Consider the following 13804-nt stretch of genomic DNA (forward strand, 5'->3'; position numbering starts at 1 on the left):
AAAAATCAATAAAAAACCTCATTCAATTCTAAGCATTAAAGTTTAGAATCGAATGAGGTTTTTTGATACTTTCGTTTTATATTATTTCACAAACATCGCATCTCCGAAACTAAAGAAACGATAACGTTCATCGATTGCATGCTGATAAGCTGCAAGCGTAACATCTTTTCCTGCAAATGCACTGACTAGCATCACTAATGTTGACTTTGGCAGATGAAAGTTCGTTGAAAAAGCTTGTACAACTTTGAATTTGTAGCCTGGTGTAATAAAAATATCCGTCCAGCCGCTATCTGCTTTGATTTGTCCGTCAAACTTGGTTCCGATCGTTTCTAATGTTCGAATCGAGGTTGTCCCTACTGCAACAATTTTCCCGCCATTTTCACGAACATCGTTTAATTGCGCTGCCGCCTCTTTAGTTAAACGGTAAAATTCACTGTGCATTTCATGTTCTGAAATATTATCTACACTGACAGGACGGAACGTTCCTAATCCCACATGTAAGGTCAAATAAACGAGCTTCACGCCTTTTGACTTGATTTTAGCAAGTAGTTCTTGATTAAAGTGCAAACCAGCTGTAGGAGCCGCTGCAGACCCATTTTCTTTAGCATACACTGTTTGATACCGATCAGGATCTTCTAAACGTTCTTTAATGTATGGTGGCAAAGGCATTTCTCCAAGTGATTCTAAAATTTCCAAAAAAATTCCTTCGTAATCAAATGTCACGATTCGACCGCCATGTTCTAATTCTTCCACAACAGTTGCCATTAAACGACCATCACCAAAGCTGATTTTCGTGCCGATTTTCGCTCGCTTAGCAGGTTTGATCAAGGTTTCCCACGTATCTCCTTCTTTATTTGTCAAAAGAAGTACTTCTAAATGCCCACCAGTCTCTGGTTTTTCCCCGTATAGTCGAGCAGGCAATACCCTTGTATCATTCATTACTAATGCGTCTCCAGCATTTAATTCTTCAATAATTTCATGAAAATATTTGTCTTCAATTTCTTTTGTTTCGCGATTTAAAACTAAAAGCCGTGAACTTGTTCGATCTTTCAACGGTGTTTGAGCAATCAATTCTTCTGGTAAATCAAAATCAAAATCTTCTGTACTAAGCATATTTGTCACTCTCTCTACTTGATTTGTCTTGGTTATTTTACCATTTTTTAGGTTATCTGGCTACGAAGAGAATTTCCTTCAACAAGACAAAATGCTTGAACGTACTATACTACATTTGGAATCCACGTAAATCAAACCTAGCTAACGACAGTAATTTCGGCGAGAAGACTCCTGTGTATTAAATGTAGTCTTTGCTTTGTCAGTTAAAGTAATTATACGCGAACAAACTAGTTTTACATTTTTTGATATGTTTTTAAAATGATTCGACCAGAATAAACACTCGAACAACGCGCATAAAGTCCACCAAATACAATAAACTTCTCTCTAATATTAGCTAAAGTAAATGCTAAACTAAGCAAATATACACTATAATAACCAATTTGTTTTACTATCATTATTATCTGAAGACAACTGAAAAAACCCTCTGATTTGTCGAAATCGCTGTTTTGTAGCATACTAGTAGTAGAAACGTTTGTTAGTAAACATAGCAATCATTTAAGCAGTAAGATACAGAAAAAAGAATTTGGGGTGAGAAAGTTGATCGAATTTCAACATGTTTCAAAAATTTACAAAGGCGGTAAAATCGCTGTAGATGACGTCAATCTGTCTTTTGATAAAGGTGAATTTATCTGCTTTATCGGAACCAGTGGTAGTGGTAAAACAACTACTATGCGGATGATCAATCGAATGACTGATCCATCAAAAGGAAAAATCTTGATCAATGGTGAGGATATTCAAACTAGTAATCCCGTAGAATTACGTAGAAAAATCGGTTACGTTATTCAAAATATTGGTTTAATGCCACACATGACGATCAGAGAAAATATTGTACTTGTACCTAAGTTATTAAAAGTTGACCTAGAAGAACGAAACAAAATCGCTGAAAAAATGATTGATTTAGTCGAATTACCTAGAGAAATGTTAGATCGCTATCCAAATGAATTGTCCGGTGGTCAGCAACAACGGATTGGTGTCGTTCGTGCTCTTGCAGCGAACCAAGACATCATTTTGATGGATGAACCATTTGGTGCTTTAGATCCGATCACAAGAGATTCATTGCAAGATTTAGTTAAAGATCTACAAGAGCGTTTGGGCAAAACGATTGTTTTTGTGACACACGATATGGATGAAGCATTAAAATTAGCCAACCGAATCGCGATCATGAGTGAAGGAAAAGTCATTCAATTTGATACGCCAGATAATATTTTACGTCATCCAGTCAATGAATTTGTCGAAGAATTGATCGGTGAAGACCGCTTGATCCAAGCCAAGCCAGATATTACCACAGTTGGCGAAGTGATGTTGAACAACGCTATCACGATCACACCGGAAAAATCATTATCAGAAGCAATCAAACTAATGAGAGAAAAACGGGTCGATACGCTCTTAGTTGTTGATGGTACTGGTGTATTAAAAGGCTTTATTGATGTTGAAACGCTCGACCGCCGTAGAAATAAAGCGACAAGTGTGAGTGACATCATGAATCCAAAAGTCTTCTATGTAAAAAAATCGTCTTTATTGCGCGATACCTTACAACGAATCTTAAAACGTGGTTTAAAATATGTGCCCGTTGTGGATGATAATCAAAAAGTCGTTGGTATCTTAACTCGCGCTTCATTGGTTGATATTGTATATGATGTTATCTGGGGTGAAGAAGAGACAACTGAAGATGTTCCAAATGAAACAGAACTAACTGATGTCAAACAGCCTCAAGCGGAGGTGTAATAAGATGAATCAATTTCTTTTAGAAAGAGGAAATGAACTTGTTACTAAAATCGGTGAACATATTTTTATCTCAGGTGTCGCACTGCTCATAGGAATTTTGTTGGCCGTACCGATCGGTATATTATTGACTAGAACAAAAAGAACCGCAGCGATTGTCATCGGTTTGACTAGTGCTTTACAAACAGTTCCTTCATTAGCATTACTTGCCTTGATGATTCCAATTTTTGGTGTTGGGAAAATTCCAGCAATCATCGCATTGTTTATTTATTCATTACTGCCTATTTTACGTAATACGTATATTGGGATCAAAGAAGTCAGTTCTGATTATAAAGATGCCGCAAAAGGAATGGGCATGACAAATGTACAGTCGATTTTTATGGTAGAATTACCGATTGCTATGCCAACTATCATGGCTGGGATTCGCTTAGCTGCAGTGTATGTGATTGCTTGGGCGACATTAGCTTCTTACATCGGTGCAGGAGGTCTTGGAGACTTTATTTTTAGTGGATTGAATAATTACCAACCTGACTTGATTTTTGCCGGAACCATTCCTGTTACTATTTTGGCTTTAGCTGCAGACTTATTACTTGGTCTGTTAGAGAAGAAATTAACTCCTAAAGCATTAAGGGAGGCAGAATAATGAAACGAAAATTAAAATTAGTATTCATAACGTTTTGTAGCGCTCTATTATTATCAGGTTGCTCATTACCAGGACTCGCTTCTAACTCTGATGACTCGACGATTTCCATTACTGGGGGCATTACATCAGAAGCCCAAATATTAGCAAGTCTAGTTTCTGGAATGATCGAACATTACACTGATGAAAAAACAACGATCATCAATAACTTAGCAACAACTACAATCAATCATCAAGCAATGATGAATGGGGATGCACAAATTTCAGCTGCTCGTTATACTGGAACTGACTTGACGACAACGCTAAATATGGAACCAATCAAAGATCCTAAAAAAGCGTTCGATGTCGTGCAATCAGAATTTCAAAAAAGATTTCAGCAAAAATGGTTTAATTCTTATGGATTTGCCAATACTTATGCCTTTATGGTCACCCAAGAAACTGCTAAAAAATATAATTTAAAAACAATCAGCGATCTGAAAAAAGTCGGTGATCAATTAACAGCTGGTGTTGATACTTCTTGGATCGATCGTAAAGGTGATGGCTATAAGGGTTTTACCGAAACTTATGGATTTGATTTCAAGCGTGTTTTCCCTATGCAGATTGGTTTAGTTTATGATGCTGTTGCGGCGAATAAGATGGATGTTGTTTTAGGCTATTCAACGGATGGTCGAATCCGTAGTTATGATTTAGTCATTTTAGAAGATGACCTTCATTTCTTCCCACCTTATGATGCATGTGCGGTTGCAACCGATGAAATCTTAAAAAAACACCCTGAATTAAATGACGTGCTTTCTAAACTATCAGGAAAAATCACAACTGAAACAATGCAAAAACTAAATTATCAAGCAGATAATGACCTAATGGAACCTGAAACAGTTGCACAAAATTTCTTAAAAGAACACCATTTCTTCGAATCTGAAGGAGGTGGAAAATAATGCAGAATCTACATGATATGAATTTACTGCAGCAGTTTTTCTATTACTTTGATCAAAATGGCAGCTATGTTTTGAGTCAATTTGTCCGTCATTTTCTAATTTCCATTTACGGTGTATTATTTGCCTCGATTGTTGGAATACCAATTGGCATTTTCATTGCCCGCAGGAGAAAAATGGCTGGCTGGGTCGTGAGTATCGCAAACTTGATCCAAACAGTTCCTTCTCTGGCAATGCTTTCAATTTTGATGCTAGGTCTTGGTCTTGGAGTAAATACGGTTATTGTCACCGTCTTTCTCTATTCTCTTTTACCGATCATCAAAAATACTTATACTGGTATGATCCAAGTCGATCGAAATATTTTAGATGTGGGTAAAGGAATGGGTATGACGAAATGGCAACGTCTTTACATGGTAGAACTGCCACTCTCTGTTTCCGTGATCATGGCAGGGATCCGTAATGCTTTAGTTGTGGCGATCGGAATTACCGCAATCGGTGCATTTGTAGGTGCCGGTGGTCTTGGTGATATCATTATTCGCGGAACAAATGCAACAGACGGTACAGCCATCATCCTTGTTGGGGCATTACCAACGGCTTTAATGGCCATCATTACAGACTGGGTATTAGGTATGATCGAACGTCGATTAGATCCAGCGAGTAAACATTCAACAAATTAATTCTTAAGACAACTCCATTTTGAAAGGTGTGATAACATGATCCAAAAAACAAGATTAATGCTTTACGTTAATGATGTTGATACAATCTGTACGTTTTGGCAAGATACCTTCGGAGCAAAAACGGTAGAAAAAAAATAGCTTACCAGATAATTTTGAAAATATCGTTTTAGAAATCACACCCGATTTTGAACTCTCTCTTTTTCAAAAAGAATTTATCCAAAAATATTCTCCTGAAGTTTCGGGAAATATCCCCTCTGTTATGTTCTTTGTCGAAGATTTTGAGGATGTACACGCTAGAATCGACACTGCAAGTAGCATCGTAGATGATAACGCATTACCTGCCTTTGGTTTTTTCGATCCAGAAGGAACTGCTTTTGCTGTAGGTAAATTGGACAATAAATAAAACGACCTCAATACTTTTTACATATTCTTTGTAAAAAGTATTGAGGTTTTTTATATTTTATTTTTTTCGTTTTTATATTAAATTGAAGTACCTGTTTACTGATCTTCCCATAACGTTAGATAGTAAATTAATGTATATCCAATGTCTAATCCTTTTACATTATAGTTCATAATTAAACAATAGACTGTTAGAGCAACTAAATAGTTTTTCTATCTTTTATGTGCATATAATTTATCCTCATTCACTAAATAAAACTCCCAATCAAATACACAATCGGATACCCAAACATAATCAAAGTCATTCCTTTAAGCACTAACGGAAAGGTTTGTTTTTTTATTTGTTGTTTAAAATAAGGACGCAGCACTTTTAAAGTGATTGGAAATAACAAGAGCAGCACCAGAGTCAAAGGTGGCGCCTGTTTAAAGTAAACTGCTACTATAATCGCCACATAGCTTAGACATGTCACTAAGATAAGTAAATTAACACTGTTTTTCTTCCCAATATAGTAGACAAGTGTCTTACGTCCATTCTTGATATCTTCTTCAAGATCACAGGTATTATTTGCCAGCAAGTTATTAAACATACAAAAAAACATCGGCATAAAACCAATTAACATTCCACCAAACGAATGAAATGTGAGTTTAACTGTACCGTAATTTGCTAAGTAAGCACTTAGTATCGGAATCATAAAGCCGCTCAACACCGCTGGAACAGTCTCAGCGATCGGCAAACTATTGATCGGTCTTCTCCCATAAGAATAACCAAATCCAACATAATACCCCAATAGTCCTAAAATCAACACCAGACTATCTGTACTAAAAACTAAAATAGCTCCAAAAAACAAAGAAATGACAAGAAAAATGAAAAAAGTTCTTTTAGCTGTTTTTAACGAAAGACCCCATTTACTAATAGTACTAGTTTGCTTCTTATAAATATCATCTTTCGCATTTTTGAAATCCATGTAATTATTAAATATATTCATCGTGATATGGTAAAGAAATAACACCACTAAAAAAATAAGAATCCGCCAATTAAAAAAACTTCCTTGCAAATAACCGCTATAGGCCATTCCTAATAAAACCAAAAACCAATCCAAAGGAGTTGTATATATTTCTCCTAACTCCCATAAAATTTTAAATGACATTTGTACTCCGATCTGAACATTTTTTATTGATTACTTAGAAATAAGTATACCTTCTTTCAAGATAGAAGAATAATGTTACACTCGCAAAGAATAAAAAAAGCTGTAAGCCCTCCAAAAAACGAATAAGCTTACAACTTTTTGTTATTTCTTCAAATGATAACTATAGGTCGCAACAACGATATTCTCTCGCCATGATAATCGCAAACGTAAACGTAAACTCGTCTGATTATGCAAAATATTTTGCCAACGTCGATTAGGGACAAATTGCGGAATCAAAATAGTTGTCGTATAATTCCGTTTTGCTGAATTTTTACTTACCAAATCTACATATCGGAGAATTGGATTCGTGATGGAACGATAAGATGAGTGGACGACAGAAAAACGGATATCTGGAAAATGTTGTTTAAATTCTGCTTCAATTTCTTTTTCCTTTTCGATATTTTCATCTAAGGATACATGCATCGCAACCACATAATCACCGATTGAACGAGCATAATTTACTGCACCCACATTGGCCTGAGTTGCATTTCCAACTAAAACAATCACTGTATTGCCATAAAATTCCTGTTGCTTTACCGTTTCTTCCAAACGCAGTTGTTCAGCCACATTTTGATAATGCGCATGAATACTGTAAAAAACAAAAATCAATACAGGCATGATAATAAAGAACGGCCAGATATCTCCTAAACGATACATGAATAAAATAACGATGATTCCATAAGAAATCAATGCTCCAACAATATTAGCAATCGATTTTGACAACCATTTATTAGTCTCTTTTTTCCATTTTAGTACCATTCCTGTTTGAGATAGCGCAAAGGGAATAAATACCCCGATTGAATAAAGTGGAATCAATCGTTCCGTTGAACCTTGGAAGATCAATAACAAGATGACAGAACCCGTTGCCAATGTTACTATGCCATTTGAATAGCCTAAACGATCCCCACGATCCATATACATATGTGGCATAAATTTATCTTTCGCTAAATTATACGCTAGAACAGGAAAAGCCGAAAATCCAGTATTTGCGGCAACAGCTAAAATCAGTGCCGTGGTAAACTGCAATACATAATAAAGAATATTTTGCCCGAAAACGGCTTGGCCGATTTGAGCCAACACGGTCACTTCAGTTTGAGGGACGATTCCATACCAATAGTTGATAAATGTTATCCCTACAAAGAAAAAACCTAAAATTCCAGCCATCAATGTTAAAGTTCCTGCTGCATTTTTTGCTCTAGGCTGCTTGAAAAAAGGTACTGCATTACTGATTGCTTCGACTCCAGTCAATGAAGACGAGCCAGAAGAAAATGCTCGTAAAATCAAGGCAATCGTGATCCCAGGCACAACGGTTCCTGGTACTGCTGTTGCATGCAGTGGAACTGCTCCGGTAATAATTTTAAATATGCCCGTCGCAATCAATAACGTAATCACAGCAATAAAACTATATACAGGAAGCATCAAAAAACTAGCAGATTCTCTTAAGCCACGCAGATTCATCAACATGATCAACAAAACAATAACAATCGAAATTGCGACTTGATGACCATATAAAGCAGGTACAGCTGAAATGATCGCCTCAGCTCCAGCAGAAACTGAAACAGCAACAGTTAGCATATAATCAACTAACAACGATCCACCAGAAACTAACCCTGCATTCTTCCCTAAATTTTCACTACTAACAACATACGCTCCGCCACCATGAGGATATGCATGAATGATTTGCCGATAAGATAAAGTTAATGAAATAAGTAAAATAATAACAAAAGCCGCAATCGGTAACGAATACCATATAGCAGCAGCAGATAATGTAACCAATACAACCACGATTTGTTCTGTACCATACGCAATTGACGACAATGCATCCGATGACAATAATGCCAATGCTGCAAATCGACTTAATTTGTGTTCATCGTTTTCAGTAGATTTTAACGGTTTTCCGATAAACAATCGTTTTAAATAGTCCACTTGGTAACTCTCTCCTTCTCTATTTTTTTCTTTAAAAAAAATTATTTTTTCCACAAACAATCACATATGCTACGCTCATAAGTTATAATTGTCAATTATTTATCTATTAAATGTTTGAACGATTCATCTTTTACTTTTGCATCTGTAAAAAAGACTTATTTCTTTGATTTTTATCCTTCTAACAAAATGGTATTTCCAAAAATTTCACTTTTCCTCTCATTTTTAGCTATAAAAAAAAGACATAAACATCTTTAATAGATACTCATGTCTGAATCATTATTTTAAAGTTTGCCAAGTACGATACTCGTCAAAATAATCTGCTTCTCTTTTCGCTTGCTCAACGACACTTTTCGGATAATTCAATACGTGTAATAACTGGATAGCATTTCTCGTAGTAGACGGTCCTTGCTTCAGACGGTAATCAAATGTCACACCTTGCTCTTTCGTTACTTGTTCTTCAAAATGAACATTGTCACATGATTCTTTTAAAATTTCAGTCAACTCAATGTCATGCGTTGCAACAAAAGCAAGCGACGGGTAATTATTCAACCAATGGATCATGCTGGATGAAGCAGCAATTCGCTCAATCGTATTGGTCCCTTTTAGTATTTCATCGATGAAACATAAACAAGGAACGTTCGTTTCAGCAAAATCTAGCACGCGTTTTACTGACTTAGTTTCTGCCACAAAATAACTATCTCCTTCAAAAATATCATCTTCAACAGCCATTGATGTCAAAATATGCCCAAATGGTAATTGAAACTTAGTAGCTAGTGCTGTGTGAATCGTCGTAGAAAGGATACAGCTGATCGCTACACTTTTTACATAGGTCGATTTACCTGAAGCATTAGAACCCGTTACAAGCGTGTTTTTTGCCCAATTTAGATCATTAGGTACAGGTGTTGCCAATAAAGGATGGTAAACTTCTGTGCCAGTCACCACAATTTTATCAGAAAAGATCGGCTGACTCGTATCGGGCATAATAGTTCGAAAATTTAAAACAGCTGCTGCAACTTCTAACTCTCCAAGTAACCGCCACATTTCTTTTGCCTGAATCTCGTAATTTGTTAATTTTTCTAGGACAAAATTATACGAAATGAACGGTAACATAAAAATCATCGCTACATAGTCAAACATCATCTCCGCTTCACTATTGGACTTCATTCTAAAAGAAACACCAAATTTTGTCATCGACGCGAGTGGCTGAAGATTTTTAAGTAACTCTTTTTGAAAAGGTGTTTTTATTTTTCCTAGCTTTTTTGCACACACAATCGTTTGAACCAAATAACCCATACACGTTAGCTCACGTTGTAGTTTTTCTTTTTTGACCTGATAATAAATAACATTAAATACTATTGACCCTAAAAGAACTACAATCGATAGTGTCGTAGGAAATATCAGCAATAAAATAAGAGCCGCAACCGGCAAAATGCCACATAATAAATAGAAAATCGTATTTGGTAGTTCTTGGCTTCTTGTTTCGCTTAAATAACTTTCTACATGATTATTATCCTGTTTACCTAAACAAGCAAATTGAAACTGAATTTCTTCTCTTATATCAGGATTTTGTTCATAGTACTCGATCAAAGTTTCCAAGCGGTCATGACTCTTTTCAGAGAAGTTAAAATTTCGCAATCGTTGATATAGAGCTTCTGATCCTACACTTGAATACGTTCCGTTAATTCGTTCAAATAAAGCAAAAAAATCTAAGTCATACCAAGTAATATCATCGATCTCACTATCATAATACCTGTATCTTTTAGCCTTTTGCCACGCTACTTTCAAACTTTCTTCTTTATCAAAAAAACGTGCGCTGGGAAATGTGCCCCATTTACTTTTGACAGTTGCCTTTAATTTTAATCTGTTATGAATTTCCATAACAATAATAATCAACAAAATTAGTCCAACAAATCCTAATACAATCAATTGGGTTTCCATCCAACATCCTCCCGTTTTTAATTTTAAGTATAGTTTTGATAACCTGACATAAAAGAAACACATGAATACACTATGAAACTCTTTTGGAATATCAATAATACTATCAGAATAGCGTTTTTGTGTAGTACATAGGAAAATTTCCAGTTATTATTTTAATGAGTTTTGTTAAATTCCCCATAATGAGCACTATAATTTCTTTGCTTTTTATTTTTTGAATTTAGTTTACTACAGGATTTTTGTAAACAACCACTTCTATTTCAATATCCGCACCTAGTGGTAATTCATAAACTGCAACACATGTTCTAGCAGGAAAAGGTTCTTTGAACATTGTTTTATAAACTTCATTCATTTCTTTAAAATAGTTCATTCCTGTCAGATAAACATTGACTTTCACCACTTCATCTAAACTAACATTGGCAACTTTCATGACTTCTTGTAAATTCATGAAGCACTGTTTCGTTTGCTCCATAATATTGCCAGTTACTTCAACATAGGTTGTGCTATTTTTAGCAACTTGCCCTGAGAAAAATATATAGTTTCCAGCATCAATAGCATGTGAATAGGGTCCTGAAACGGATACATTTTTACCTTCATAACTTTTTCTACTCATCTAATCTCTCCTTTATCCTGTGCTTAATCCATCTATGCCTTCATTTCGATCTTTTTTGAATTAATCAGAAGAACTATCTTTTTTATCGTTGCTTTTATTTGAATACTCACTTCTACTAAACGCTTTTGAAACCTTAGTCAGCCAATAAAAAATTGAAATGACGATTGCTATTGGCATTACCCACATAAATAATTCCATATTTATATTCACTACCTCTACTCATTTTTAGTAATCATTGCTATTTTCTCAATATATTTATATCTACGAATATTTTTCACAGCTATATCAACAAATTAAAGTAAATAATTATGATCAAACGTCACTTCTACTATATATTCACCAATCGTTCTATAAACTTGTTCTTGTATACGAATCTTCAATTCTTGATCCGTTGCCTTGAAATGATTTGGGACGACTAAATCAAATAAAATATGCGGTTTGCCCCCATGCTCTACCAAACGAATATCATGTCCTTTTAACTCACTATGGATCTTTTTGATGATTTTTTTTAGCTCTTGGTGAATGAACTGTTGTCTTTGATCATATAAATTCACTGGATCGATATGACAAACAAGTTCCACGCCTAACTGCTCTTTAAATTTCTTTTCGATCTGGTCGATCATTTCATGAGCCTTTGTCAAATCCCAACGGTCATCGATTTCGATATGAACTGAAGCAAACGTTTTATTCGGTCCATACTGATGAATCAGTAAATCATGATACCCGATTATGTCTGCAACTGATGATAAATACACCTTCATTTCATCGATTGCTGCTTGATTAGGTCTTAAACCCATCAACTCATTCACAAATTCCCGGATCAACTGAAGTCCGCTAAAAATAATATAGCAAGCAATCACCAAGCCAACGATTCCATCAATTTTCAGTCCGGTAATTCCCTCAACAGTAGCCGAAACCAAAACCGCAATTGTCGTAAATACATCATTCAAACTATCCTTAGCTGTTGCAATCAACGTATTAGAGTCGATTTTCTTCGCAACTCGCTTATAAAAAACACTTTGCCAAACTTTGATTAAAATGGACAGCAGCAATACAATCAAGATCATCGGTGTAACCTTGATGCTTTGCGGATCTTTGATTCGTTCGATGGAGGTCATGAAAAACTGAAACCCTACAAATGTGATCAACAACGAAACCAGCATACCACTGATATATTCAAATCGTTCATGACCATAAGGATGCTCTTCGTCTGCTGGTTTCCCAGAAATATAAAAGCCGACTAAAGTCAAAACAGAAGATACCGTATCTGATAAGTTATTCATTGCATCTGCCATAATCGATACACTTCCAGAAATCAATCCAATCATTAATTTACTTACAAAAAGCAGCATGTTGGATAACAAGCCTATGATTCCAGCAAAAATCCCAAATGCTGTTCGAATATCCGAATTTTTTTGTTGTTTCTTTTCAAAACGATCTATTAAAAAATTTATCATCCTAATCCCTTCCTCGTTTTTAGAATATCTACTAACCATAAAATGATTTTAGAAATTTGTATAGTAAAAAATGCCCTTTATCAGCGACTTTTTATTGTTTAGAAAGATCCAAGTCGATTGATGGGAATTCTTTTCTTTTTTTTAGAGCTACCTTGAAATAGACAATCCGTGTTGCAAAAATTTAGATCTGAGCTTTATTATCGTTTTTTAGCAAGTATGCACCAAGTCGTATATCTAAATGGATTGATTTCCCAAAATTTTTCTACTTTTGACACATAATTCATTACTTGTTCAGCAAGTATAACGATTTCCCATTTATCATCTGGAAAAAGGTTCTTTATTCCTTCTTCATCAAAATAATGATGGAGAATCCCTTCCTCTTTTCCTTCATTTAAAATAAACGTATTTTTTTCTATTTCTTCTCCCAAACCAAATAGGTCAGCCTTAGTTGACTTGATAGTTCCTAAAAAATAACCATTTTTTACAAGAGCATCTTGTATGCAATTTACTGATTCAGTTATCTTATCTACCGTATTATGTTGTAGCACGGCCCAACTAAAAACACCTTGTAAAAATTCTCTCTCCTTCCATGGATAATTCTCCATCGATATGAGAGCAGCTGTATGACTAATTTTATTTTTCTCTAATTTATCCTTCGTCAATTCTATTGCTTTTTCAGAATGATCACTGATAAAAACCTCGCAACCCATTTTCCCAAGTGCTAAGCTATGCCTCCCAGCACCACATCCTAGATCCCATACTTTTTTCTCTTGCTCAGGAAATTCTTTTCTTAAAAGTTCCACGAATTTGACTACTTCTGGTTCTGGCGCTATTTCTATATTCTCTTTATCGTAAAATAAAGTATTCCAACCTGACATCTTTTTCCTCTACTCTCTTTTCTATTTCGTTTTTTTCTCTCTACTTAACCGTTTACTTTTACGACTTTATTCTAAAATCTCACTTAGACTTTCACTTTTAAAGATACCATGTGATAAAACTAATATCAATGCAATCACAACAGTATTATCATTGATTTTTATACAGGAGAAAAGAAAACAAAGACTGAGCTTGGGACATAAGTCCTAACGAAAAATCCAGATACCAGTCAAATTGATTGGCATCTGGATTGTTTTTTTGTACAAAAATAAGAACACCTTTGCTAAAATAAAAGTGACTAAACAAATAAGTCAGCGAGGTGTTCTT

General features: G+C 35.1%; 12 protein-coding genes. 5 read left to right on the forward strand and 7 right to left on the reverse strand.

Translation table 11 applies throughout. The annotated features are described in order from the left end of the window. Positions 1-81 precede the first annotated feature (81 nt). Positions 82-1113 (reverse strand): tRNA preQ1(34) S-adenosylmethionine ribosyltransferase-isomerase QueA, encoded by a 1032-nt coding sequence (queA, locus tag AC4BC4_RS12920; protein ID WP_490475962.1) that lies wholly within the window; start codon positions 1111-1113, stop codon positions 82-84. A 537-nt stretch (positions 1114-1650) separates the two neighbouring features. On the opposite strand from queA, the gene AC4BC4_RS12925 reads away from it, so the two are divergent. From AC4BC4_RS12925 to AC4BC4_RS12945, 5 genes are all read left to right on the forward strand, one after another. Next, positions 1651-2838: a betaine/proline/choline family ABC transporter ATP-binding protein gene (locus AC4BC4_RS12925; protein WP_438758372.1), complete on the forward strand. Its 1188-nt coding sequence runs from the start codon at positions 1651-1653 to the stop codon at positions 2836-2838. A gap of 4 nt (positions 2839-2842) precedes the next feature. Continuing rightward, positions 2843-3478: an ABC transporter permease gene (locus AC4BC4_RS12930; RefSeq protein WP_438758371.1), complete on the forward strand. Its 636-nt coding sequence runs from the start codon at positions 2843-2845 to the stop codon at positions 3476-3478. Then, positions 3478-4410: an osmoprotectant ABC transporter substrate-binding protein gene (locus AC4BC4_RS12935; protein ID WP_438758370.1), complete on the forward strand. Its 933-nt coding sequence runs from the start codon at positions 3478-3480 to the stop codon at positions 4408-4410. The genes AC4BC4_RS12930 and AC4BC4_RS12935 overlap by 1 nt, the downstream gene beginning before the upstream one ends. Next, positions 4410-5084 (forward strand): ABC transporter permease, encoded by a 675-nt coding sequence (locus AC4BC4_RS12940; protein WP_438758369.1) that lies wholly within the window; start codon positions 4410-4412, stop codon positions 5082-5084. The genes AC4BC4_RS12935 and AC4BC4_RS12940 overlap by 1 nt, the downstream gene beginning before the upstream one ends. A 259-nt stretch (positions 5085-5343) precedes the next feature. Further along, positions 5344-5487 carry a hypothetical protein gene (locus AC4BC4_RS12945; protein WP_490475963.1) on the forward strand — a complete coding sequence of 48 codons (144 nt, stop codon included), beginning with the start codon at positions 5344-5346 and terminating at the stop codon, positions 5485-5487. A gap of 244 nt (positions 5488-5731) precedes the next feature. Here the strand turns inward: AC4BC4_RS12945 and AC4BC4_RS12950 are convergent, their stop codons facing one another. From AC4BC4_RS12950 to AC4BC4_RS12975, 6 genes are all read right to left on the reverse strand, one after another. Next, entirely contained in the window at positions 5732-6631 is a 900-nt protein-coding gene (locus AC4BC4_RS12950) for a prenyltransferase (RefSeq protein WP_490475964.1), read from the reverse strand. 141 nt (positions 6632-6772) lie between these two features. Then, on the reverse strand, positions 6773-8596 hold the full coding sequence (locus AC4BC4_RS12955) for an APC family permease (RefSeq protein ID WP_438758364.1): 1824 nt from the start codon (positions 8594-8596) through the stop codon (positions 6773-6775). Between the two features lie 276 nt (positions 8597-8872). Then, on the reverse strand, positions 8873-10534 hold the full coding sequence (locus AC4BC4_RS12960; RefSeq protein ID WP_438758363.1) for a MutS-related protein: 1662 nt from the start codon (positions 10532-10534) through the stop codon (positions 8873-8875). Between the two features lie 217 nt (positions 10535-10751). Then, positions 10752-11144, reverse strand: coding sequence for a RidA family protein (locus AC4BC4_RS12965; RefSeq protein ID WP_438758362.1), 393 nt, complete (start codon positions 11142-11144; stop codon positions 10752-10754). 293 nt (positions 11145-11437) lie between these two features. Beyond that, positions 11438-12601 carry a cation diffusion facilitator family transporter gene (locus AC4BC4_RS12970; RefSeq protein ID WP_438758361.1) on the reverse strand — a complete coding sequence of 388 codons (1164 nt, stop codon included), beginning with the start codon at positions 12599-12601 and terminating at the stop codon, positions 11438-11440. 197 nt (positions 12602-12798) lie between these two features. Next, positions 12799-13479, reverse strand: coding sequence for a class I SAM-dependent methyltransferase (locus AC4BC4_RS12975; protein WP_490475965.1), 681 nt, complete (start codon positions 13477-13479; stop codon positions 12799-12801). Positions 13480-13804: the final 325 nt, after the last annotated feature.

It is taken from the genome of Enterococcus sp. AMC1086, assembly GCF_058216575.1.

What these genes read in the sequence shown, in the direction of transcription:
- queA (WP_490475962.1), bottom strand. Translation starts at nt 1,113, where the DNA reads ATGCTTAGTACAGAAGATTTTGATTTTGATTTACCAGAAGAATTGATT.
- AC4BC4_RS12930 (WP_438758371.1), top strand. Translation starts at nt 2,843, where the DNA reads ATGAATCAATTTCTTTTAGAAAGAGGAAATGAACTTGTTACTAAAATC.
- AC4BC4_RS12935 (WP_438758370.1), top strand. Translation starts at nt 3,478, where the DNA reads ATGAAACGAAAATTAAAATTAGTATTCATAACGTTTTGTAGCGCTCTA.
- AC4BC4_RS12940 (WP_438758369.1), top strand. Translation starts at nt 4,410, where the DNA reads ATGCAGAATCTACATGATATGAATTTACTGCAGCAGTTTTTCTATTAC.
- AC4BC4_RS12945 (WP_490475963.1), top strand. Translation starts at nt 5,344, where the DNA reads ATGTTCTTTGTCGAAGATTTTGAGGATGTACACGCTAGAATCGACACT.
- AC4BC4_RS12950 (WP_490475964.1), bottom strand. Translation starts at nt 6,631, where the DNA reads ATGTCATTTAAAATTTTATGGGAGTTAGGAGAAATATATACAACTCCT.
- AC4BC4_RS12960 (WP_438758363.1), bottom strand. Translation starts at nt 10,534, where the DNA reads ATGGAAACCCAATTGATTGTATTAGGATTTGTTGGACTAATTTTGTTG.
- AC4BC4_RS12965 (WP_438758362.1), bottom strand. Translation starts at nt 11,144, where the DNA reads ATGAGTAGAAAAAGTTATGAAGGTAAAAATGTATCCGTTTCAGGACCC.
- AC4BC4_RS12970 (WP_438758361.1), bottom strand. Translation starts at nt 12,601, where the DNA reads ATGATAAATTTTTTAATAGATCGTTTTGAAAAGAAACAACAAAAAAAT.
- AC4BC4_RS12975 (WP_490475965.1), bottom strand. Translation starts at nt 13,479, where the DNA reads ATGTCAGGTTGGAATACTTTATTTTACGATAAAGAGAATATAGAAATA.